General features: G+C 72.8%; 14 protein-coding genes. 6 read left to right on the top strand and 8 right to left on the bottom strand.

The genetic code is table 11. The features are described from left to right. Positions 1 to 17: 17 nt before the first annotated feature. On the bottom strand, positions 18 to 1,745 hold the full coding sequence (locus tag AB0J80_RS27210; protein WP_364710234.1) for an alpha/beta hydrolase: 1,728 nt from the start codon (positions 1,743 to 1,745) through the stop codon (positions 18 to 20). A 35-nt stretch (positions 1,746 to 1,780) separates the two neighbouring features. After that, entirely contained in the window at positions 1,781 to 4,015 is a 2,235-nt protein-coding gene (locus AB0J80_RS27205) for a bifunctional diguanylate cyclase/phosphodiesterase (RefSeq protein ID WP_364710233.1), read from the bottom strand. 147 nt (positions 4,016 to 4,162) lie between these two features. Here AB0J80_RS27205 and AB0J80_RS27200 point away from each other — a divergent pair, with 147 nt between their 5' ends. Beyond that, positions 4,163 to 5,110 carry a hypothetical protein gene (locus AB0J80_RS27200; protein ID WP_364710230.1) on the top strand — a complete coding sequence of 316 codons (948 nt, stop codon included), beginning with the start codon at positions 4,163 to 4,165 and terminating at the stop codon, positions 5,108 to 5,110. Here the strand turns inward: AB0J80_RS27200 and AB0J80_RS27195 are convergent. The 3 genes from AB0J80_RS27195 to AB0J80_RS27185 all read right to left on the bottom strand — a co-directional run bounded on the left by AB0J80_RS27195 (position 5,107) and on the right by AB0J80_RS27185 (position 10,312). Next, complete coding sequence (locus AB0J80_RS27195) at positions 5,107 to 6,729, bottom strand: isovaleryl-CoA dehydrogenase (RefSeq protein ID WP_364710228.1); 1,623 nt, start codon at positions 6,727 to 6,729, stop codon at positions 5,107 to 5,109. The two genes, AB0J80_RS27200 and AB0J80_RS27195, sit on opposite strands and share 4 nt — an antisense overlap. A gap of 173 nt (positions 6,730 to 6,902) precedes the next feature. Beyond that, complete coding sequence (locus AB0J80_RS27190) at positions 6,903 to 9,587, bottom strand: Ig-like domain-containing protein (protein WP_364710225.1); 2,685 nt, start codon at positions 9,585 to 9,587, stop codon at positions 6,903 to 6,905. 140 nt (positions 9,588 to 9,727) lie between these two features. Continuing rightward, entirely contained in the window at positions 9,728 to 10,312 is a 585-nt protein-coding gene (locus AB0J80_RS27185; RefSeq protein WP_364710222.1) for an NAD(P)H-dependent oxidoreductase, read from the bottom strand. A gap of 63 nt (positions 10,313 to 10,375) precedes the next feature. Between AB0J80_RS27185 and AB0J80_RS27180 the strand changes: the two genes are divergently transcribed. Both AB0J80_RS27180 and AB0J80_RS27175 read left to right on the top strand, forming a co-directional pair. Further along, a complete protein-coding gene (locus AB0J80_RS27180) occupies positions 10,376 to 12,103 on the top strand; it encodes a dynamin family protein (protein WP_364710219.1) in 1,728 nt (575 codons plus the stop codon). Next, positions 12,100 to 13,530 (top strand): dynamin family protein, encoded by a 1,431-nt coding sequence (locus AB0J80_RS27175; RefSeq protein WP_364710217.1) that lies wholly within the window; start codon positions 12,100 to 12,102, stop codon positions 13,528 to 13,530. Before AB0J80_RS27180 ends, AB0J80_RS27175 begins: the two co-directional genes overlap by 4 nt. Here the strand turns inward: AB0J80_RS27175 and AB0J80_RS27170 are convergent. Further along, positions 13,512 to 16,118: an Hsp70 family protein gene (locus tag AB0J80_RS27170; RefSeq protein ID WP_364710214.1), complete on the bottom strand. Its 2,607-nt coding sequence runs from the start codon at positions 16,116 to 16,118 to the stop codon at positions 13,512 to 13,514. The genes AB0J80_RS27175 and AB0J80_RS27170 overlap by 19 nt on opposite strands. Before the next feature lie 177 nt (positions 16,119 to 16,295). Between AB0J80_RS27170 and AB0J80_RS27165 the strand changes: the two genes are divergently transcribed. Further along, positions 16,296 to 18,500: a glycoside hydrolase family 9 protein gene (locus tag AB0J80_RS27165; RefSeq protein WP_364710212.1), complete on the top strand. Its 2,205-nt coding sequence runs from the start codon at positions 16,296 to 16,298 to the stop codon at positions 18,498 to 18,500. A gap of 905 nt (positions 18,501 to 19,405) precedes the next feature. Here the strand turns inward: AB0J80_RS27165 and AB0J80_RS27160 are convergent. After that, positions 19,406 to 20,161 carry a DinB family protein gene (locus AB0J80_RS27160; protein WP_364710209.1) on the bottom strand — a complete coding sequence of 252 codons (756 nt, stop codon included), beginning with the start codon at positions 20,159 to 20,161 and terminating at the stop codon, positions 19,406 to 19,408. A 614-nt stretch (positions 20,162 to 20,775) separates the two neighbouring features. Here AB0J80_RS27160 and AB0J80_RS27155 point away from each other — a divergent pair. Next, a complete protein-coding gene (locus AB0J80_RS27155; protein ID WP_364710207.1) occupies positions 20,776 to 21,171 on the top strand; it encodes a hypothetical protein in 396 nt (131 codons plus the stop codon). 302 nt (positions 21,172 to 21,473) lie between these two features. On the opposite strand, the gene AB0J80_RS27150 is transcribed toward AB0J80_RS27155, so the two are convergent. Further along, positions 21,474 to 21,944, bottom strand: a complete 471-nt coding sequence (locus AB0J80_RS27150; RefSeq protein ID WP_364710204.1) for a MarR family transcriptional regulator — start codon at positions 21,942 to 21,944, stop codon at positions 21,474 to 21,476. 57 nt (positions 21,945 to 22,001) lie between these two features. Here AB0J80_RS27150 and AB0J80_RS27145 point away from each other — a divergent pair, with 57 nt between their 5' ends. Further along, positions 22,002 to 22,376, top strand: coding sequence for a cupin domain-containing protein (locus AB0J80_RS27145; RefSeq protein WP_364710201.1), 375 nt, complete (start codon positions 22,002 to 22,004; stop codon positions 22,374 to 22,376). The last annotated feature ends 3 nt before the right edge of the window (positions 22,377 to 22,379 follow it).

Genomic DNA, 22,379 nt, shown 5'->3' with positions numbered 1-22,379 from the left:
TGGACCATCACGGATCTCTAAATGCCGGGCAGGGGTCCCGTAACCGGCGGCAGCTGCTTGGCGTCCGCGTCCGGTGCCGTCTGGACGGAGAACCCGCCGGCCTTGCCGCTAGTGAACGGCTGCATCGGCGAGCGGCAGATCGTGCCGGCCGCGGGCAGCGTGACGCGCAGCAGGTACGAGTCGATCGCCCTGGTGACGCAGGTGCCGGTGCCGTACGCGGTGTGCCCCCAGTTGTCGCTGGTCAGCAGCCGGCTGTTGGGCAGCAGCTTCGCCGACGACACGGCCTCCCGGTAGTTGGTGGCCGGGTCCCAGTAGCTGCCGACGACGAGCACGGGTGCGATGGTGCGGCGGTTGAACGGGCCGACGTAGGCGTCCTCGTCGCGCACGGTCCAGGTGTCGCTCGCGCACTGGGAGCTGCCCCAGCCCCACGCCCGGCCGAAGTAGGGCGCGCGCCGGTCGGCCGCCGCGGTCAGCGCGGGCCAGCTCGCGGCGTCGGCGGGGTGCAGGCCGTCGGTGCACAGCACGCCGGCGAAGGCCTCGAGAGAGTTGTCGTACGCGAAGTCGCGCGCCGCCGCCCGCAGGTCGACGACCCGTCGCAGCAGCGCCTGCCGCGCGCGCGTGGCCGAAGTCGCCTGCAGGGACTCCGCCTCGGCGGTCAGTGCCGTGACCGCCTCGCCCGCCGACGGGGTGTAGAGGGCGCCCAGGGTCAGGCCGATGAAGGTGGCGTACGTGAGCTTGATCGTGCCGCCGGTCTCGTCCCTGCCCAGCACCAGCGGCTTGGTCCGCAGCTTGCGGGCGACGGCCGCGAACCGCGCGGACGGGCTGCCGGCGGCGAGCGGGCACCGCTTGACGCCGGCGTGGTCGCAGCGCTCGAACAGCTTCCCCAGCGCCCGGTAGGCACCGTCGGCCGAGCGGAGCCGGTCGTCCTGCAGGATGCCCGCGGTGGCCGAGCTGCCCACCCAGGACACCGGGTTGATCACGCCGTCGACGGCGACCGCGCGGATCCGGTCGGGGAACATGTTGGCGTAGTACTGCCCGAGTGCCGTGCCGTAGCTGAAGCCCAGGTAGGTGAGCTTCGGGTCGCCGACGGCGCGGCGCAGCACGTCCATGTCGCGGGCGGCCTCGGCGGTGGACATGGCACCGGCCAGGTCGGCGCCGGTGGTCGAGCAGCCCTGGCCGATCGTCCGGGCGGACTGGACGAACCTGCCCTCCTCCGTGGCGCCGTACGGGAAGAAGACGTTCATGCGGGCCAGCGTGATGCTCTGGCTGCGGGTCGACGAGAAGCATTTCAGCTGGGCGCTCGCGCCGATGCCGCGCGGGTCGAAGCCGACGACGTCGAACCGGTCGAGGACGCTGTCGCTCAGGAAGAGCCGGGCCGCCGCCGCCATCTCGGTGCCGGATCCCCCCGGTCCGCCGGGGTTGACGAAGAGGCTGCCGATCCGGCTCTCCGGCTTGCGCGCCTTGACCCGGACCACGGCGATCTCGACCGTCGGACCGTACGGGTCGTCGTAGTCCAGCGGCAGCCGGGCCGTGGCGCACTGCGCCTTCTCGTAGCAGTTGAACCAGGCGAGGTCCGGCGTGGGCACGCTGTCGACGCGCTGCGCCTCCTGCTCACTGGTCACGTCGGAGGCCGCGGCGGCCCGGGCGGGCGCGGGAGCCGGCTGGGCGACCGCGGGGGCGGCGAGTGACGCGGTCACCATCGCCCCCGCGATCACTGCGGCGGACATGCGAGCGCTGAGCGACATCCGTGGTCCTCCAGGTACGCGGGGCGGGGCGGTGGTCATCGGGTGCTGCCGGACATGTGCGGGACCAGGAACGACGGCTCCGCGACCGGCCGGCCGAAGTGGTAGCCCTGGGCCAGTTCGTAGCCGAGGCGGTGCAGCTCGGCGGCCTGCTCGGCGGTTTCCACGCCCTCGGCGACGGCCTTGAGCCCGAGCCCCGCGCTGACCTGGATGAGCGCCGTGGCGATGACGGCGTGCCGCCCCGCCATGGTGATGCTGTCGACGAAGGACTTGTCCACCTTCAGCACGTCGACCGGGACGGTCTGCAGCAGGCCCAGCGACGAGTGACCGGTGCCGAAGTCGTCCAGCGCGATGCGGACCCCCAGATCGTGCAGGTCCTGCACGGTCTGGACGGCCTGGCCGCCGCCGAACACCGCGGTCTCGGTCACCTCGATCGTCAGGCTGCCGGCGCTCATCCCGGTCTCCTCGAGCACCCTCGCCACCAGCGCGGCGAAGTCCGGCTCGGCGAGCTGGCGGGCGGAGACGTTGACGCTCATCCGGGCCGGCGCCAGCACGCCGTGCTGAGCCCGCCACTCGACCGCCTGGGCGCAGGCCGTCCGCAGGATCCACTCGCCCAGCTCGACGATGAGGCCGTTGCGCTCGGCGGCGGGGATGAACCGGTCCGGCGGCACCAGGCCGTGCTCCGGGTGGTCCCAGCGCACGAGGGCCTCGACCGCGACGGTACGCCCGGTGGGCAGCGCCACGATCGGCTGGTAGACCACGCGGAACTGCCCGGCGTCCAGCGCCGTGCGCAGCTCCGCGCCCACCCGCGCCTGCTCGTCGGAGCGTTCGTCCAGCTCGGCGGCGTAGCGGCGGGGCCGGTCGGCGGCGGCCTTGGCGGCGTACATGGCGACGTCGGCGCGGCGCAGCACCTCGTACGGGTCGTCGGTGCCGTCGGCGCCGGTGACGCCGATGCTGGCCCCGACGAGCAGCTCGTGCTCGCCGGCGCTGACCGGGGCGTTCAGGGTGTCGGCGAGGCGGGCCACGATCCGGTCCGCCCCGGCGTCGGTCTCGCCCGGCATGAGCAGGGCGAACTCGTCGCCGCCCATCCGCGCGACCAGGACCTCCGGGCGCAGGGCGGCGCGCAGCCGCCGGGCGATGACGGTGAGCAGCTCGTCGCCGACGCCGTGGCCGAGCCGGTCGTTGACACCCTTGAAGTCGTCGAGGTCGAGCAGTGCCACCTGGGTCTGACCGGCGGCCAGCGCGGTGCGCAGCGCGTGCTCGAAGCGGCGGCGGTTCGCCAGGCCCGTCAGGTCGTCGGCCATGGCGAGGTCCTCGAGCAGGTCCGCCTGGTGCTGCACCTGCTTGACGAAACCGGACATCCGGACCACGACCAGCAGGAACAGGACGACGGCACCGCCGGCGACGGTCAGCCGGTCGACGTGGTCGGAGCCGATGCCGGGAAGGAAGAGCAGGGCGGGGGCGAGCAGCGAGCAGACGGCGAGGAGCACCAGCCGGGACCGCCCCACCCGGGCGCCGAGCGTCCGCTCCGGCGCGGTGCCGGCGGTACGCATGGAGGGGTGCAGCGCCGCGGCGCCCCAGCACACGTACGACATCAGCCAGCCGGCGTCGAGGATCCCCTCGTCGGCGTCGGAGTAGAGCTCCATGAGGGCGTACGCGATGTCGGCGACGAGGAGCAGCAGCGCGGCCGCGCCCAGCAGGCGGATGCTGCGGGACCGGGCACCCATGCCGGTGTAGAAGCGTGCCAGCATCGCCAGCAGCAGCGTGTCGGCGGCCGGGTAGGCGACGCCCACGGCGCGCTCGAACGCCGACGCGGTGGAGTCGGCGGCGATCGGGTGCATGACGAAGACCCAGAAGACCAGACCCAGCCCGACCGCGACGATCGCGGCGTCGACCAGGGCGGTCAGGTCACGGCCTGCACCGGTACGCCCGCGCATCAGCATGACGAGCCCGGCCACGAGCATCGGGTACGCGCTCAGATAGAAGTAGTCCGCGGGCGACGGGTACGGCTCCCGGTCCAGGACGTACATGTAGTACTCCCACACCAGGTCGCCCGCGACCCAGGTGAGCTGTCCGGCGGCGAACAGGTACCACATCGCCGGCCGCCGGGCGCGGTGCAGCCGGACGCCGATCAGGATGAGGGCGGTCGACGCCAGTCCGATGGCGTCGTACCCGAGGTTGGACGCGAGCCCGTCGGAGGGCAGCAGGTAGTAGGCGGCCGTGGCGACCGAGCCCACCGCCAGCCAGCACCACCACAACCGTTCGCGCCGCACGTCTTGACATCGGCTGCCGCTCCGGACAGCTGAGATGTCCGACGGTCGGGGAGATCGCCGCCACAGGCGTGTCACCCGAGCGCCGGGCGAGCCGGGCACCCTAGGATGCGATACGCATCGAGATCAATCTATCTCTGGAGGACGCTCATGAGGTCTCGTGTCCGCGCGACGCTGGCGGCGCTCATCGCCGCCGGGTCCATGATCGTGGCGCCGGCCACCACGGCCACGGCCGCCGGGACGGCGCCCGACCCGATGACCGGCCTGGTCGCGCACCGGCCCGCGCGGGCCGCCGCCGCCGCGGCGGACTGGACCTCTCTGGGCGGCACCGCCATCTCCCAGCCGGCCGTGGCGTCCGACCGCACCGGCCGGCTGGACGTGTTCATCGTCGGCGCGGACCACGCCCTGTGGCACAAGGCCCGGACCGCCGGGAGCTGGTCGACCTGGGAGTCGCTGGGCGGCACCCTCACCTCCGCGCCGGCCGCCGTCTCCTGGGGGCCGGGCCGCATCGACATCGTCGCCCGCGGAGCCGCCGACGACGTGGTGCATCTGGCGTACGCCGACGGCTGGTCGCGCTGGGAGTCGCTCGGCGGGACGCTGATCGCGGCGCCGGCGATCGCCTCGCGCGGGCCCGGCCTGCTGGACCTCTTCGCCGTCGGCGTGGACCGCGAGATCTACGTCAAGTCGCTCGGCGCGAGCTGGTCCGGGTGGACGTCGCTGGGCGGGTACGCGGCCTCGCTGCCGTCCGCGGTGTCCTGGGGACCGGACCGCACCGACGTGGTGGTCGCGGGCACGGACGACGCGGTCTGGCAGAAGTCGTACTCGGCCGGCGCCTGGTCGAACCGCTGGGTCTCCCGCGGCGGCGTCGTGGCGTCGGCCCCCGCCGTCGCGTCCACCGGGCCCGGCCGGCTCGACCTCTTCGCGGCCGGCAACGACGGCGCGCTGTGGCGCAAGTCCTTCGACGGCATGTGGACCAGCTGGTCGTCGGTGGGCGGCCGGCTGAACTCGGGTCCCGCCGCGACCGGGTCCGCCGCGGGCATCGACGTCGCCGTCATCGGCCACGACGACGCCGTCTGGCACCGTACGCTCGCGCCCTAAGCAGGCATCGCGCGCTCGAGCAGCGCGGTGGTGTCGGCACCCGGCGGCAGGGTGCCGAAGGTGTGACCCCAGTCGCCGCCGAGGCGGGTGGCGCAGAACGCGTCGGCGACCGCGGCCGGGGCATGCCGCACCAGCAGCGAACCCTGCAGCACCACGGCCATCCGCTCCACGATGCGCCGCGCCTGGGACTCGAGGTCGTCGCCGCCCAGCAGGATGTCCAGGCCGGCCGCTGCCGCGTCGAGGCGGCGGTCGGCCCCTGCCGCGGCGGCGACCTCGGCCCGGAAGGCCTCCAGGCTGGCGGGTTCCCGCCGCAGGGCCCGCAGCACGTCCAGCGCCTGGACGTTGCCCGAGCCCTCCCAGATCGAGTTCAGCGGGGCGTCGCGGTAGAGCCGCGGCAGCCCCGACTCCTCGACATAGCCGTTGCCGCCGAGGCACTCCAGCGCCTCACCCACCACCGCGGGCTGGCGCTTGCAGACCCAGAACTTGGCCACGGCCACCGCCAGGCGGCCGAAGGCGCGCTCCGGCGCGTCACCACGTACCCCTCGGTCGACGGCCCCGGCCAGCCGCAGAGCCAGCGCCGTCGCTGCCTCGGTCTCCACCGCCAGGTCCGCGCAGACGTTGCGCATCAGCGGCTTGCCGATCAACGGGCCGCCGAAGGCGGAGCGGTGCCGCACGTGGTGCAGGGCCTGCGCGAGCGCCGCGCGCATCCCGGACGCCGAGCCGATGACACAGTCCAGCCGGGTCGCCGCGACCATGTCGATGATCGTGCGGACCCCCTGGCCCTCCTCGCCGACCAGCCACCCCACCGTGTCGTCGAACTCCGGCTCGCTGCTGGCGTTGCTGCGGTTGCCGAGCTTGTCCTTGAGCCGCTGGATCCGGAACGTGTTGCGGCTGCCGTCCGGCAGCACCCGCGGCACCAGGAAGCACGACAGGCCGGCGGGAGCCTGCGCGAGCACCAGGAAGAGGTCGCACATGGGCGCACTGGTGAACCACTTGTGACCGCGCAGCCGGTAGGTGCCGTCGTCGGCCGCGGTGGCGGTCGTCGAGTTCGCGCGGACGTCCGAGCCGCCCTGCTTCTCGGTCATCCCCATGCCGGCGAGCAGTCCCCGCTTGGCCTGCGGAGTGCGCAGCCCGGGATCGTACGTCCTGCTGGTCAGCAGCGGCTCGTACGCGCCCGCGAGCTCGGCGTTGTGGCGCAGCGCCGGAACCACCGCGTACGTCATCGAGATCGGGCAGATGTGCCCGGCCTCGACCTGACTCCACACGAAGACGCCGGCGGCCCGCGCCACGTGCGCCCCCGGCCGCGGATCGGCCCACGGTGCGCCGGCCAGTCCCTCGCCGACGGCCACGTCCATCAGCCGGTGCCAGGACGGGTGGAACTCCACCTCGTCGATGCGGTGGCCGTAGCGGTCGTGGGTGAGCAGCCGCGGCTCGTAGCGGTTCGCGTCGTCGGCCCACCGCTGCGGCTCGGTCTCGCCGGCCAGCTTGCCGAGCCGGTGCAGGTCACCGGCTGCCCAGCCGGCACCCTCCCGGTCGACGGCCTCGAGCAGCGCGGCATCCGCGGCGACGTCGTGACCGGCGAGGGGTGGGGGCTGGTTGACGACCTCGTGCGTACTCATCGGCCGAATGTAGCGCCGGCAGCGACGCGGCGGTGATCACGAAGGGTCAGTGCCAGGACCATGAGGCCGGCGGTCACGAACGTCACGGTCGTCACCCAGCCGAGGAGGTCGGTCCGGGACGGCGGCACGCAGCGCGGGACCGGATGTCGGATCGGATCTAGGACATGCGGACGTCACGCCCGGGGCCTGAGGAGGGTGATGCGGGAGGCGCCGAGCTCGGTGACGTACAGGTTGCCGTTGGCCGGGTTCTGGGTGAGGTCGAGCGGCTGGCTGAAGCCCGTGAACCCGGTGATGCCCGTCGTCCGGTTGCTCAGCGAGCCGTCCGCCGCCACGTCGAAGGTCTCGATGTCCTGGCCGGACGAGTAGCGGACCACCAGGAGCTTGCCGTCCAGGGCGCCGCCGCGGTACTCGATCGCGCCGTCCGCCGAGGCGTGCAGGCCGGCGTCGTACGTGCCGGCGCGGTCGAAGTTCGGGTCGGGCCGGGTGCCCGTGGGGTACGCCGGCACCTCGAACGGGTCCGTGGCCGTCGTGGGGTTGCCGCCCGCCAGGACCCATTCGCAGCGCAGCGGGTTCGGGTGGCCGTAGTAGCGGCCCGGCTTCACGTCGAACACGTAGTCGGTCTCGGCCGTCGGCACCGCGGTCAGCGCCGGCACCGCGGGGCCGGTGTAGCCGCGGCGGGTGCACGACGACGGCAGTGGGGACGGCGTCGCCGGGGTGTTGCCGCCGGCCGCCGAGCCGTTGGTGGGGGCGTACAGGTGGCCGTTGCGGTGCCAGACCAGGTCGTAGGCGTTGCGGACGCCGGTGGCATGGATCGTGAGCGGGGCCGTGGCCGCGTACGGGTCGTAGCTGCCGCCGTCGGCCGTCCTCACGTCGAGCGGGGTCGTGCCCAGCCGGGTGGTGTCGATCCGGAGCAGCGCCGCGCTCAGGAGCTGTTCCGGGCGGTTGCCCCAGGTGGAGTCGGCGGCGCCCATGGCGTTGTTCGCGCCCTGGGTGACGTACAGGGCGCCGTCCGGGCCGAAGGCCAGCGAGTTCGTCTCGTGGTCCTTGACCGAGCGGGGCAGGCCGACCACCTTCGGCGTGTACGTCCCGAGGTTCGTGCCGCTGAGCCGGCCGATGCGCCCCGACCAGTCGGGGACGTCCAGCGGGCCGACGTACTGGTAGTTGTCCGTCACCCACAGGCCGCCCGCCGCGTCGAACGCCATGCCGATGACCGTGCGGGCCGGGGCGCCCGGCAGCCCGAGCGCCGCCGCGTTGTCGCGGACCGCCGTGATGACCGTGGCGGCTCCCAGCGTGCCGTCGGCGTTGATCGGGTAGCGGAGGATGCGGCCGTCGAGCGTGCCCGCGTACAGGCGGCCGTCGGGACCGGTGACCACCGACGTGAAGGACGCGCCGGTCGCGACCCCGACCACCTTGTCGAAGGCGGCCGGGCCGCCGGGCCCGCCGCCGGTCCCGGTGGTGAAGACGATCGAGTACGGCTGGAACGCCCGCCCGCTCACGTCGCGCACCCCGGAGGTGAGGCTGAACCGGTACGCCGTGGACGGCGCGAGCGGCGCGGTGGGGGAGAGGTTGACCACGTCGCCGCCGCCGCTCGTGATGACGGTGGCGGGCACGGGCGAGCCGTCGCCGACCCGCGTGAGCGTCACCGTGCTGCCGGTGAGGGTGGCCTGGTCGACGCCGCCGTTCGGCAGGACGAGGTCCTCGACGACGCTGGTGGTCAGGGCGACGCCGGTCGCGCCGTTCGCCGGGGTGCTCGTCCGGACGGCCGGGACCGTGTTCGAGGCGGGGACGGCCGCGATGTCGACGTAGTCGAGCTTGGTGTTCGTGCCGCCGGCCGCGCTGAGCGTGAGCCTGCCGTCGGTGACCGTGACCGTACGCGTGACCGTGGCGTGCTTGACCGTGGCCGTGGGCGTGAACGCCGCGACGCCGTTCTGGTCCTCGATGCTCAGCCAGTGCGTGCTGTCCACGGCGGTGCCGGCGTCGCCGACCGTGGCCGTGACCGTGTACGCCCCCTCGGGCAGCCCCACCTCCCACGATCCCGGGGTCGTCACGCCGGCCGAGCCCGCCGGCAGCTGCATGTGCATCAGGGTCGCCAGCCGCACGTCGCTCTGGCCGGCGGCGGGGTTGCGGTTGCGCCCGTTGCCGCTGAGGTCCAGCGGTGTCGTGGTGCCGGCCCGGACCCAGCCGTACCCGCGGGAGTCGGTGTACGCGCCGCCCGAGTCGCGCACGTAGCCGGCGGGTGCCGCGGTGGCCGCGTCGGAGAAGTTGACCTTCAGGGCGAAGGCCGGCGCGATCTCCACGTAGTTCAGCTTGGTGTTGGTGCCGCCGACCGCGTCCACGGTCAGGCGCCCGTCCGTGACCACCACCGTCACGGTCGCCGTCCGGTACTCGGCCGCCGCCGTGGAAACGAACCCCGAGATCGCGGGTACGCCCTCCACCCGGACCGTGTGGGAGCTGTCGTACGCGGGCTGGTCGCCGGCCGACACGGTCACCTGGTAGGAGCCGGCGGGCAGCGCGTACTCCCACGCGCCCGCGGTCGGTACGCCGTTGCTGCCGCCGACGTCTCCGTACTGCAGGTGGATGAGCGTGTTGAGCCGTGCGTCGATCCCGGCGCGGGCCCGGTCGCGGGTGTTACGGGTCAGGTCCAGCGGCGTAGCGGACCCCTGCACGACCCAGCCCGAGCCGCGCGCCGCGTCGTACGGGGCCCCGGTGTCGGCGGTGTACCCGGCCGGCACGGTGGAGGAGGCGGGCTGGAAGTTCACCCGCGCGACCGGCTCGGCGGCGGCACGGGCGGGGCTGACAACGGCGAACGGTGTGACGAGCGCGGCCGTGGCGGCGATCCACAAACGACGGTTTCCCACCCGCCCAGGCGAGCACGGATCCCGCCCCGGGCCGCTGTCGGGAATCTGCCGGTGGTGCATCCGCCCAGGTCAGCGACCTGATCGTTTCGTCCTTACCCCGGCGATCAGCGGGAACGGAAGCCTGCGGCAAAACCGAGAATTCAGATCGATCGGCCCAACTCGGCCGCATGCGCCAGGTGCTCGGCCTTGACCGCCGCCCACGCCCCGTCGCGCTGCACCGAGCCCCCGAACACGACGAACTCGCTGGACCTCGCCCGCGCCCCGATGCGGTCGGTCACCATCACGGTCCGCATCGCCTGGTAGCACCCCGACTCCTCGAGCTCCGCGATGCTGTACCCGGCGGTGCACAGCACGAACGCCTTCCGGGCCGCGCGGACGGTACCCGGCTTGTACGCGAACCCCGCCGTCCACACCCGGTCGAACCACCCCTTGAGCCGCGCCGGGCAGTCGGCCCACCACACCGGGTAGACGAACGCCCACACCTCCGCCGCGTCCAGCCGGGCGTGTTCGCCCGCGACGTCATCGGGCACGCGCGCGTCGGGGCGGTGGCCGGACTCGCGCTCGTACTCGTCGGCGGAGAGCTCGGAGCGGAATTGCATCGCGTAAAGGTCGGACACCGTGCGGGAGTGCCCGGCGTCGTCGAGGCCGCCCACGAACGCGTCGAGAACCTCCCGGGTGAAGCTGCGGTCGCTGGGATGGGCATAGACGACATGAACCTGGGTCACGCGGCCATTCTCACGCACCGTAGGCTGCCTCTCGAGGCGCGCATCGAGGAATGGTGAGGACGGTTGCCCACGGACCTGCCGGCAGAGCTGGAAGCGGCCCGCCGCCTGGCCGCCGGCAACGACCGTCCCGATCTGGCCGAGCGGCTGGAACGGGCCGCCCGCCGCCTGGGCTCCGGCGAGGTCGCCGTCGCGGTGGTCGGTGAGTTCAAGCAGGGCAAGAGCACGCTGGTCAACGCGCTGCTGCGGACCGACGTCTGCCCGGTGGACGCCGACGTCGTCACCGCCGTGCCGACCGTGCTGCGCTACGGGACCCCGGCGGCCGTACACGTGCAGGTTCCGGGTGAGGACGGCGCCCTCACCGCGGTCCCGGTGCCGTTCGACGAGCTGCGCCGGCACGTCACGGAGGGCACCCACGGCGTCGAGATCCGCCTCGACCGGCGACTGCTCGGCGCCGGGCTCACCCTGATCGACACGCCGGGGGTCGGTGGCCTCGACTCAGCGCAGGGCAACATGACGCTGGCCACCCTCGCCTCCGCGGCCGCGGCGCTCTTCGTCACCGACGCCGCGCAGGAGCTGACCGCGCCCGAGGTCGACTTCCTGCGCCGGGTCGTCGAGCGGTGCCCGACCGTCGTCTGCGTCGTCACCAAGACCGATCTGCACGCCGAGTGGCGGCGCATCGTCGAGCTCGACGCCGCCCACCTCGCCAAGGCCGGGCTCGACATCCCGATCGTGACTGTCTCGTCGTTCCTGCGGCTGCGCGCCCAGACCCACGACGACGCCGAGCTCAACGCCGAGTCCGGCTTCCCGCGCCTGGTCGAGATGCTGCGCCGCGACGTGCTCGGCGCTGCCCGGGCGGGGGTCGAGGCCGCGGCGCGCGCCGAGCTCGCGTTCGTGGTCGGGCAGCTCCGCGAGCAGGTCGAGGCCGAGCACGCTGCCGCGGCGGCGCCCACCGCGGCACCCGCTCTCTCCCAGCGGTACGCCGAGAAGCAGCGTCGCACCCAGGTGGCCGGCTCGTGGCAGACGGTGCTCGGCGACGGCATCCAGGACCTCACCGCCGACGTCGACCACGACCTGCGCGAACGGCTGCGCCGGCTGTTGCGCGACGGCGAGGACCTGATCGACGCCTCCGACCCGAAGGACACCTGGACGGAATTCCAGGCCTGGGCCGCCCGGGAGGCCGCCTCGGCCGCCGCGGACAACCTGATGCTGCTGGTGTCCCGCAGCGAGCAGCTGGCCCGTGAGGTTGCCGAACGCTTCGACCTCGAGGTGGACGCCCTGGGCGCCGATTTGCCCGCGCCGGACCAGGGCCTGGCCAAGGTCGCCGACCTCGACGTCACCTTCCACCGCTCCGGCATGCAGCAGTTCCTCGGCGCCTTCACCGCGGCCCGCGTCACGTACGGCGGGTTCTACCTGCTCGGGGCGGTCGGCGCGCTGTTCAACATCGCCCTGGCGGCGCCCATCGGCGTGATCGCCGGGCTGACGCTGGGCCGGCGCCTGATCAAGCAGGAACGCGAGCGGCAGGCGATGCAGCGGCGCCAGCAGGCCAAGGCGGCGCTGCGGCGCTACGTCGACGACGTCACCTTCCACGTCGGACGCGACTCCCGGGAGGCGGTCCGGCGGACACAGCGGTTCCTGCGCGACGAGTTCGCCGCGCGCGCCGCGGAGATGCAGCGGTCCGCGGCGGCCACGGCTGCGGCCGTACGCGAGACCGCCGCCCTGCCCGACGCCGCCCGCCAGGCCCGCGCCCGGCAGCTGGCCGCCCTGCGCGACGAGCTGGACCGCCTCTCATGAGCCTGCTCGCCGACGTCCGGGCGCTGCTCGACCGGGCCGTCGCCGAAACGCCGGACGCCCAGGCCCGCGCGGCGATCGGGGCCGCCCGCCGGCGCATCGACGAACCGCTGCGGGTGGCGATCGCCGGCAAGGTCAAGGCGGGCAAGTCCACGCTGCTCAACGCGCTGGTCGGCGAGGGCCTCGCCCCGACCGACGCCGGCGAGTGCACGCGCATCGTCACCTGGTACGCCGACGGGCCGGCGTACTCGGTCACCGCCCACCTGCACGACGGCACCGCCGAGCCGCGCCCCTTCGACCGGGTCGCCGGCGCCGTGCGGATCGCCCTCGGGCGCCCCGCCGAGCAGGTCGACCACCTCGAGGTCCGGGTGCCCAGCGCCCGGCTGCGGCAGCACACCCTCATCGACACCCCGGGCATCGCCTCGCTGTCGACCGACGTGTCCCTGCGCACCATGGCGTTCCTGGAGGCCGAGGGGGAGCGGGCCACGCAGACCGACGCCGTCATCTACTTGCTGCGCCACATGCACGCCAGCGACGTACGGTTCCTGGAGTCCTTCCACGGCGACGGCCTCAGCGGCGGCAGCCCGGTCAACGCGGTCGGGGTGCTGTCGCGCGCCGACGAGATCGGTGGCGCCCGCCTCGACGCGATGGAGTCGGCCGCCCGCGTCGCCGCCCGGTACGCCGCGGACGTTCGGCTGCGACGGCTCTGCCCGGTGGTGGTGCCGGTGGCCGGCCTGCTCGGGGCGGCCGGGGCGACGCTGCGCGAGGACGAGTACCGCACGCTGGCCGCGGTCGCCGCCGAGCCGATGGCCGCGATCGTCGAGCTGCTGCTGACCGCCGACCGCTTCGCCGCCTCCGCGCCGGACCGGCGGGCGGTACTGGAACGGTTCGGGCTGTTCGGCGTACGGCTGTCCGTCCGGCTGATCCGCGAGCAGAAGGTGCACGACTCGGCGGACCTGGCCCGGGCGCTGACCGCGCACAGCGGCATCGAACGGCTGCGCGAGGTCTTCGCCGCCCAGTTCGCCGGGCGCAGCGCGGTGCTCAAGGCCCGTTCGGCGCTCGCGGTCCTGGACGAGCACCTGGCGCCGGAATCGGCCCTGGCGGCCGAGGTGGAGCGCATCCGGGCCAGCGCCCACGAGTTCGTCGAGCTGCGGCTGCTGCACCTGGTCCGCTCGGGACGGATGCCGGGGCGTCCCGAGCAGCTGACCGAGATGGACCGGCTGCTCGGTGGCGAGGGCGCGGCCGCGTACCAGCGGCTCGGGCTACCGGCGGACGCCCCCGCGGACCGGGTCGCCGAGGCGGCCCGGGAGGCGCTGGCCCGCTGGCAGAAAGTGGCGGAGCACCCGCTGTCGGCCCGTGACCTGCGGACCGCGGCGCGGGCAGTGGCCCGTACCTGTGAAGGTGTGCTCGCTCAGGACCAGCAGGGGTGACCCTCGCGAGCGTCGCCCTCGGTCAGTTCCTCCTCTTGCGAGCCATCCTTCTTCACGACGACGATCCGGGGTTCCTCCAGCGGGCCGCGGGTGAAGGCGATCCACTCGCCCTTGTCCGGCGCCCATGACGGGTCCATCTCCCGCTCTGGATTCTGGGCGACGGCGCCCGCATCGGTGCCGTCGGCGTCGACGACCCAGATGTCCGACAGCCCCGGCCCGGTGATGCGCGTGTAGGCGATCATGCTGCCGTCCGGGGACCAGGCGGGGTCCACCCCGGGACCGGCGTCGCCCTTGGTGATCAGCTTGCCCGGCTCCTGGGGGTCGGCGACGGTCAGCAGGTAGATGTCCCGCCGTCCGTTGCGCTCCACCCAGTAGGCGATCTCCTTGCCGTCCTTCGGTGACCAGGCCGGGTCGTCCTTGTCGTCGCTGGACCACGTCAGCTGGGTCGCCTCGCCGCCGGCCACCGGCATGACGAAGATCTGCGAGACGCCGTCGACCTTCTTCATGAAGGCGAGCTTGGTGTCGTCCTTGGACCACGCCGCCCGGCCGCCGGTGACCCCGCCGACCAGCTTCCGTCCGCCCTGGCCGTTGCTGTCCATGATCCAGATCTCGTTGGTGCCGTCGTCGAGATTGCGGGTCAGGGCGATCTGCTTGCGGTCGTGCGACCACTCGGGCAGCGCGTCGCCGCCGGTGTCGGAGACCGGCTTGCGGTCGCCGTTCTCCATGTCGATCAGCATGATCTTCGACTTGCGTTCCGGCCGGTCCGCGCCGCCCGTGTCGACCCGGATCAGCATGTCGTACTTGGTCGGGTACGGCGGCGCGCTCGCGGACGGCGCGGCGGCCTGCTGCTTGTCCTTGCTTTTGTCGCCGTCGTCGCCCTGGTTGAGCAGGACGGCGATCGTGGTCCCCGCAGCGATGACGGCCGCGGTGAGCGCGGCGGCGAGCAGGAGCTTTCCGGTACGCCGGGGCGGCTCGCCGTCGTCGTCGCCGAACGTGGCCGGCGGATACTGCACCGGCGGGCCGGGCGAGATGGGCGGGTACTGCGGGGCGCCCGGGGATACGGGGGGATGGAGAGCCGTCGGGCCGGGGGACGCCGGCGGGGCGTCGAAGGACTGGGTGGGAGCCGGATTGTTCGGTCGTCCGACGGACGCAGTGCCGCGGGAGAACGCCACGGGTGCGGGACCGGCCGTCTCCACCATGGTTGCTGCCGGGTTGGTCGCGGGGCGAGGTGGTGTGGCGCCCACAGTCGCCCGGGCGGTGACCGGTTCGATCAGCGGCTGCGTCGCCGTCGTCGCCGCCGTCGCCGGGAGAGTGACCACCGTCGTCGGATCGGCGTCGGAAGTCACCACGGGCGGGACGGGGCCGGGTGCCACCTCTGGCGCCGCGACCGTCTCCTCAACGGTCGGCGGCTGAGCCTCCTCGACCGGCTCGGCTTCCTCGACAGGCTCGGTTTGCTCGACCGGCTGGGCCTTCTCTGTCGGCGCGGGGGTGACCGCTGCGGCGAACGGTGACATGCCGCCCGTGATCAGTGCCGTCGAGACCGCCGCGCCCATGGCGATGCTGTGCTCCGGGTGCGGGTCCGCCACCACCGGCCGGCCGAACTCCGCGGACAGCAGCTGGCTCACCAGCGGGATGCGCGAGGACCCGCCCGCCAGCAGCACTGCGTCGAGCTCCTCGGGCGCCACCCGGGCCGTCCGCAGTGCCCGCCGCAACGCGGCGACCGTGTCCTCCAGCGCCGGCGCGATCATCGACTCCAGCTCGGAGCGGTTGAGGCGTACGCGGGTGTGGATCCCGGGCAGCGCCACCGGGATCATCACCTCGGTGTCGAAGGAGAGCGCCTCCTTGGCCTCGACACAGTCGCGCCGGAGCCGGGCCAGGGCCGCCAGCACCTCGGGGTCGTCGGGGTCGAGGGCGGCCGGCGCGTCGCCGAGCATCTCGATGACGTGGGCGAAGACCGCCTCGTCGAAGTCGGCGCCGCCCAGCTGCTCGACGCCCTCCGGCTCGCCGAGGAGGAGGAACCCCTCGCCCTCGCGGCGCAGCACCGCCGCGTCGAAGGTGCCGCCGCCCAGGTCGTACACGGCGACGGTCTCGCCCTCGGCGATCCGGCGGGCGGTGGCGTGCTGGAGTGCCGCGGCCTCGGGTTCGGTGCGCAGCAGCACCGGGCCGGTCTCGGCCATCCGCAGCGCCTGGTCGAGCTGCTCGCGCTTGTACGGCCCCCAGTTGGCCGGGTGCGTCACGGTCAGCACGGCGGGCGGGCCGCCCTGGAGCTGGGTGACGGTGTCCAGGACGTGGCGCAGCAGCTTGGCGGTCAACGCGTGGGCGGAGAACGGCACGCCGCCGGCCAGCACCGGGACCGGGTCGCCCATCCGTCGCTTGAACTCGCGGGCGAGCCGGCCGGGTTCGCTGAGGCCGCGGCGTTCGGCGGCGTCGCCGATGAGCAGGCCGCCGTCGGGCGTCACGAAGATCAGGGACGGGATCTCCGCCCGGCGCGCCCCGAGGCGCACGATCTCGATCCGCCCGTCCACGCGGACGGCGGCCGCTGTCTGGGTCGTGCCGAGGTCGACGCCCAGGCCGTACTGCTCCACCACAGCTCCTGACCTTATTGCCCGCGCGCCACGGGCGGCACCGCCGGATGGCCGGTGTCGGATCCGCGTCACCCTCTCCGGGCGTGGAGATCACCGGCAGCTGCCCGAGTGTTGACAGCATGTGACGAGCGCATCAACATATGTCCACTGACCTATGGAAGCGCTCCCAAGGAGACGCCCGTGAAACGCGCACTCGGATCCGCCGTCGTTCTCGCGGCAGCCCTCCTGGTCGTACCGTCGGCTCCCGCGCGGGCGGACGAGGTCGAACACGTCGTCAACGGCGGGTTCGAGACCGGAGTCGACCCGTGGTGGTCCAGCTCGGGGCCCATCACCGTCACCGGCGGCCGGGGCTGCGTCACGGTCCCCGGCGGAACGACGAACAAGTGGGACGTGGCCGTCGGCCAGAACGACATCGACCTCGTCGCGGGGGAGACCTACCGGCTGTCGTTCACCGCCTCCGGCGTCCCCGACGGGCACATCGTCCGGGCGCTCACCGGGCTGTCCGTCGCGCCCTACGACACGTACTTCGAGGCGTCGCCCGCCCTGACCGCCGCGGGTGACACGTACTCGTACACCTTCACCTCGACGGTGACCACCGACCAGGCGCAGGTCGCCTTCCAGCTCGGCGGCAGCGCCGAGAGCTGGGGTTTCTGCGTCGACGACGTCTCGCTGGCCGGCGGCGTCCCGCCCGAGGTCTACGTGCCCGACACCGGGCCGCGGGTCCGTGTCAACCAGGTCGGCTACCTGCCGTCCGGTCCGAAGCGCGCCACCCTCGTCACCGAAGCCACCAGCGCCCTGCCGTGGCAGCTGCGGAACGCGTCCGGGAGGGTCGTCGCCCGGGGCGCCACCAAGCCGCGCGGCGTCGACGCGTCGTCCGGCCAGAACGTGCACACCGTCGACTTCAGCGGCTACCGCCGGGCCGGCACCGGCTTCACCCTGGTCGCCGACGGGCAGACCAGCCGGCCGTTCGACCTCGGCACGGCGGCGTACGACCGGCTGCGCACCGACGCGCTCAAGTTCTTCTACACCCAGCGCAGCGGCATCGAGATCCGCGGCGACCTGCGGCCCGGGTACGCCCGCCCGGCCGGCCACGTCGACGTCCCGCCGAACCTGGGCGACGGCGACGTCCCCTGCCAGCCGGGCGTGTGCGACTACCGCCTCGACGTGACCGGCGGCTGGTACGACGCCGGCGACCACGGCAAGTACGTCGTCAACGGCGGCATCTCCACCTGGCAGCTGCTCAGCGAGTACGAGCGCGCCCACGCGAAGAACCCGGCGCTGGCGATCCCCGAGAGCGGCGACCGCGTCCCGGACCTCCTCGACGAGGCGCGGTGGGAGCTCGAGTTCCTGCTCAAGATGCAGGTGCCGGCGGGTCGTCCGTACCAGGGAATGGTGCACCACAAGATCCACGACGCGGCCTGGACCGGCCTGCCGTTGCTGCCCCACCTCGATCCGCAGCAGCGTGAGCTGCACCCGGTCTCGACCGCCGCGACGCTGAACCTGGCCGCGACCGCGGCCCAGGCGGCCCGCCTCTACCGCCGCTACGACCCGCCCTTCGCCAGGCGCGCCCTGGCCGCCGCCCGCACGGCCTTCGCCGCCGCCCAGGCCAACCCGGCCCTCTTCGCCCCCGCGTCCGACGGCAACGGCGGCGGCGCCTACAACGACAGCATCGTCGACGACGACTTCTACTGGGCCGCCGCCGAGCTTTATCTGAGCACGGGCGAGAAGCGCTACGCGGACTTCGTGCTCGCCTCGCCGGTGCACACGGCCGACGTGTTCGGCCCGGGCGGCGCCTTCGACTGGGGCAACACCGCGGCCGCCGGCCGCCTCGACCTCGCCCTGGTGCCCAGCAGGCTGCCCGGGCGGGCCCAGGTCCAGGCATCGGTGGTACGCGGCGCGCAGAAGTACCTGGCCCTGCAGCAGGCCCACCCGTACGGAGTCGCGTACGCGCCGGCGGACAACAGCTGGGACTGGGGCTCGAACAGCGCGATCCTGAACAACCTGGTGGTGGTGGCGTCCGCGTACGATCTCACCAAGCAGCGCCGCTACCGCGACGCGGTCCTGGAGGGCATGGACTACATCCTGGGCCGCAACGCCCTGAACGTGTCCTACGTGACCGGCTACGGCGAGGTCAGCTCCCACCACCAGCACAGCCGCTGGTACGCCCACCAGCTCGACCCCTCCCTGCCGGAGCCGCCGGCGGGCTCGCTGGCCGGCGGTGCCAACTCGTCGATCCAGGACCCGTACGCGCAGAGCAAGCTCACCGGCTGCGTGGCCCAGTTCTGCTACATCGACGACATCCAGTCCTGGTCGACGAACGAGCTGACCATCAACTGGAACTCGGCGCTGGCCTGGGTATCGGCCTTCGTGGCGGACCAGCACTGAGGCCGGGCGGGCTCGACGCGAACGGCGACCACGGTGCAGAACCCGGTATGCGTTGTCGGCGGCATGTCGAAGCGTTTGGCCCCGTGGCCCGTCCGCTGATTTCGTGATGCCGGACGTGCCTATCGTCCCATCGGTTCCGGATGATTTCCTGATATGAAATACCCGTGGTCGGCATCGTCGGATCGAAGGGTGTGCGGGATAATGAGGAAATGACGCAGCTCGCATCGTTCCCCACGAAGAATGTGCGGGATCGGACGTTGCGTCGCCATTATTCGCAGGCGGCTGAGGAGTTCCGGCGCCAGCATGAGTCGCACCGCTCGTGGGGCTTGGTGCAACGTCATTCCCAGCGTCTGCGTCGGCTGCGCGAGGCCGCGGATCAGGTCGCGGGTCCGCTGCCGGTCGCCGATGACCTTCACCCGGAGGCGTCGCCCGACATGACTCATCCCGGCGGCGCAACCGATCATCGCGAGCCACCGGAAAGCCCCGCACTACAAGACGGGCCGGGGCGCGGCACCGCATCTCAGGACGGCCGAGTGCGGCGCAGCGGCGCGGAAGATCACCGCGGCGAGGCAGTGGCCGCGGAGCAGGTGCGGGTGACCGGCTCGCCTGTTCCACCAGGGCGCGGCAGCCTCTCCACCAGGGCGCGGCAGCCGCTCCAGCGGCCGCTTCAGCGGGGTGCGGCAGCCGCGGATACCGCCGCGCGTCCCATGCGATCAGCGGGCACGGTCGAAGTCCGCCCGACGCTTCCGCGCACCCGAATATCCCGGCGCGATCGAACCACCGCCATTGTCACGCCGAACCGGCGAGATGACCCCCCGCCGACCACGACGGAAAGGCGAACCAGACCTCCCGGCGAAACCGTCGATGACGAGTCCCGGGCGCACTCCTTCGGCTTTGACTACGCGTCAGGCACCGGCCTCGAGTACAGCGAGATCGCGCACCGCGTAGCGGTGATGCTCGGCCTCTTCCTTCAGTATCACCTTGAGACAGCGCCGTACGACGTACTCCTGGTCGGGATACGGATCCGCCGGCTTGCGACCGCATACGCGGTCGAGCTCAGTCTCGGTGAGCCCGTCGACGACACTTCGCATCGTGGCCATGCGGGCAAGCCGCGGCGCCAGCACTTCGTCAAGTGTCGGGGTGGCCTCGAGGATCAGCCCGAGCTTGGCCGCCGCGTCGGATGGCATCCCGCCGGCGGGAAAGCCCAACGGGTGGTAGGGCGCCTCCTCCTCGAGCACAGCGTTGCCGAGCCAGGCGTCACTCGCGAACAGCAGGTGCCGTTGAGTTTCGACGAACGACCACTCGCCGTCGACCTGCTCGTGCAACTTGGTCTCCGGCAGCAGTCTGGCGCGGTCGAGCGTCGCCGTCCACAGCGTCTCGATGGCATCCCAAGCGGCCCGGTAGTCGTCGGGGGACCCGGCGTCACGCGCCAGTGCCCGCGTGGGGTGCTGCCGGTCGAGTTCCGCCTCGACGTAAGCCGTGACGTCGACGTCGTTGACGACGAGACGCTTGAAGTCGCCGCCGATGTAGACGTCGCTGCCGTAGCAGTCGACGATCTTCAGGCCGCTGACCTCGCAGTCGCGGATCTCGAGGCCGGCAAGCTCGCACAGGTGAATGCGGGCACCACGGAACTGGTCACTCTGGGTGTACTCGGCAGCCATCGGAGCAGTCTCTCCCAGCTGACCCCGCCCGCGCCATGTCCGGGCGCCGAAGCCTTCGAAGCCGCGTTTCCACCGGCTGGCCAGGTCGCAGAAGGAAGTCCTGCGTGCTACGGGTGTGGTCGTCAGCGGTGACGAGCCGGTGATGGACAGTCTCGAGCGTCGGTAGATCGCCGGTGTCCGTTGCTCGCGCCCCGACGACGTGGTGCCCGGAGCGAACCGCCCCTGTGCAACCTGCCGCCGCTCGTGCGCAGCCTGCACGCCGACCCCCATCCCGCGGGGCGCAGTGTCGGCCGCTTCAGCTCGCCGCAGTCCGGGCGGTGCCGGGTGACGGTCACCGGCTGATCTGGACGGACGACGAGGCGCTGCCTGCCGCGCAGACAGGGCCCTGCAGCCCGAGCACCTGGATCTGGGGGAACGGTTCGCGAAACCGCTCGACTGAGCAATCGTTAATGCGTTAACAGGTTCTTCTTCATTTCGTGTGAGCTTCCTTGCAGCGCGCGTCGAAATCGCCCCGTACGGTCATTCCTTGCCGCCGTGGAGAAGACCCTCCCGCGGTGACTGTAAAAGGTGCTGCGGGAAAACCCCCGCAGCCGTTTCCCGGAGGATGTCGAGAAATGCGTAGCGTCGTTCTGGCCGCGACCGTGGCCGCCGCCGCCCTGCTCACCCCGAGCGCCGCCCAGGCCGCGCCCGGATACCCCACCACCGACCTGCTGGGCACCTACGGCTTCGGCCGCGCCGAGGTCATCGCCGCCGGTGGTCAGGCGGCCGGCCTGTGGACCGACGCCAAGGTCCGCTCCGGCTTCGCCGGCGACGACCTGATCGTCACCTACGCCCCGCGCACCGCCGCTCTCCCGGCCGAGAAGCAGGTTTACACCGCGCTCTACAACCAGGTCGCCGACCCCCAGGCGGAATGCGCCCGAGTCGGCGCCGACGGGGTGGCCCGCCAGGTGTGGACGACATTCCGTTGCCGCACCGGTGTGGCGCCGAACTACACCCTTCTCGTGCGCTGAGCGCATTCGACCTTACTGGGGGGATGACCCGGTTCCCGTCGCCATTTGCGGCGGCGGGAACCGGGGCCCCGGCTTTCCGGCCCGCTCTCGGTGCGCCGCTTGTCGCGCGACATCGGTGACCGCCGGGCCTCTGCGGCCCCGTTCTGCGGGTTCCCGGAGCGCCGTGCCACGCCGTGACCGTTGTCGTCCAGGTAGGCCGTGAGCCCGGGAAAATGCCGTCTCACCGTGGTCTCGTCCGACAGGTCGACCGGCGTCCCTTCTCTCAATGCGCCGAGCCGGCGCGGTCTGGTCATGGGCGCTTCTCACAGATACAGCGCGCGCAGTCGGGGGTCGGGGGTCTGGTCGGGTTCGGTCGCCATGGCGCCGAGAATCTCCCGCAGCGCACCCAGCGCCGGTGCGCCGTGGTCGCCGGCCAGACGTCGTTCGTAGCGCTGATGGAACCGGTGTGCCGCCGCGAGCGCCGACTTGCCGCGGGCGGTCAGCTCCAGGCGCTGTGCCCGGCGGTCGTCCGGGTCGGGGGTGCGCACGACGTAGCCGCGCCGCTGCATGTCGTCGATGATCTGGGCCGCGGCCTGCTTGGTGACGTCGAGCCGGGCTGCCAGGTCGCTGACCGTCATCGGCCGGGCCCCGAGCGCCCGGAACACGAATCCGTCCGATCGGCCCAGGTCGTCGAAGCCCTGCTCGGCCAGGTGGGCGCGCAGGTCGCGGACGAAGTTCTGGTACGCGAGCGCGAGCAGGATGCCGAAGTCGAGGGGTTGCGCCGGAGCGGGCATGTCCCCATGATAGTCAAGCCAGCTTGGACAAGCTGGCTTGACTAATTTGGAGGAGCGATGCACGTCATCCACACCGCGCAGGCCCCTCGCTTCGAGGTGCCCGGCGTCGAGTTCACCGCGCTGGCCGCCCCGAGCCGCGGCTCGGCCGAGATCTGCACCTGGCGGATCACCGTCGCGCCGGGCCTGCGGTCACCGGAGCCGCACACCCTCGACCACGACGAGATCTTCATGGTGGTGGGCGGCACCGTCCAGCTGACCCCGGCCTCGGAACCGCTCGGCCCCGGGGACGCGGCCGTCGTGCCGGCCGGGGAGCCGATCCAGCTGGGCAACCCGGGCGACGAGCCGGCCGAGGTGTACGTGGCGATCCGTGCCGGGTTCGTCGCCCGAAGCGCCGACGGCACCCCGGTCGGCACGCCGCCCTGGGCGCACTAGCTC

The sequence above is a fragment of the Actinoplanes sp. NPDC049548 genome (genome assembly GCF_040676695.1).
In the GTDB taxonomy this organism is placed as follows: domain Bacteria; phylum Actinomycetota; class Actinomycetes; order Mycobacteriales; family Micromonosporaceae; genus Actinoplanes.
Note: the sequence above shows the minus strand (reverse complement) of the source record. Positions and strands in the feature narration are given on the sequence as shown.

Excerpts from the sequence above, each read along its gene's own strand:
- AB0J80_RS27195 (WP_364710228.1), bottom strand. The coding sequence starts at position 6,729 with ATGAGTACGCACGAGGTCGTCAACCAGCCCCCACCCCTCGCCGGTCAC.
- AB0J80_RS27150 (WP_364710204.1), bottom strand. The coding sequence starts at position 21,944 with ATGCCCGCTCCGGCGCAACCCCTCGACTTCGGCATCCTGCTCGCGCTC.
- AB0J80_RS27145 (WP_364710201.1), top strand. The coding sequence starts at position 22,002 with ATGCACGTCATCCACACCGCGCAGGCCCCTCGCTTCGAGGTGCCCGGC.
- AB0J80_RS27160 (WP_364710209.1), bottom strand. The coding sequence starts at position 20,161 with ATGGCTGCCGAGTACACCCAGAGTGACCAGTTCCGTGGTGCCCGCATT.
- AB0J80_RS27155 (WP_364710207.1), top strand. The coding sequence starts at position 20,776 with ATGCGTAGCGTCGTTCTGGCCGCGACCGTGGCCGCCGCCGCCCTGCTC.
- AB0J80_RS27200 (WP_364710230.1), top strand. The coding sequence starts at position 4,163 with ATGAGGTCTCGTGTCCGCGCGACGCTGGCGGCGCTCATCGCCGCCGGG.
- AB0J80_RS27210 (WP_364710234.1), bottom strand. The coding sequence starts at position 1,745 with ATGTCGCTCAGCGCTCGCATGTCCGCCGCAGTGATCGCGGGGGCGATG.
- AB0J80_RS27175 (WP_364710217.1), top strand. The coding sequence starts at position 12,100 with ATGAGCCTGCTCGCCGACGTCCGGGCGCTGCTCGACCGGGCCGTCGCC.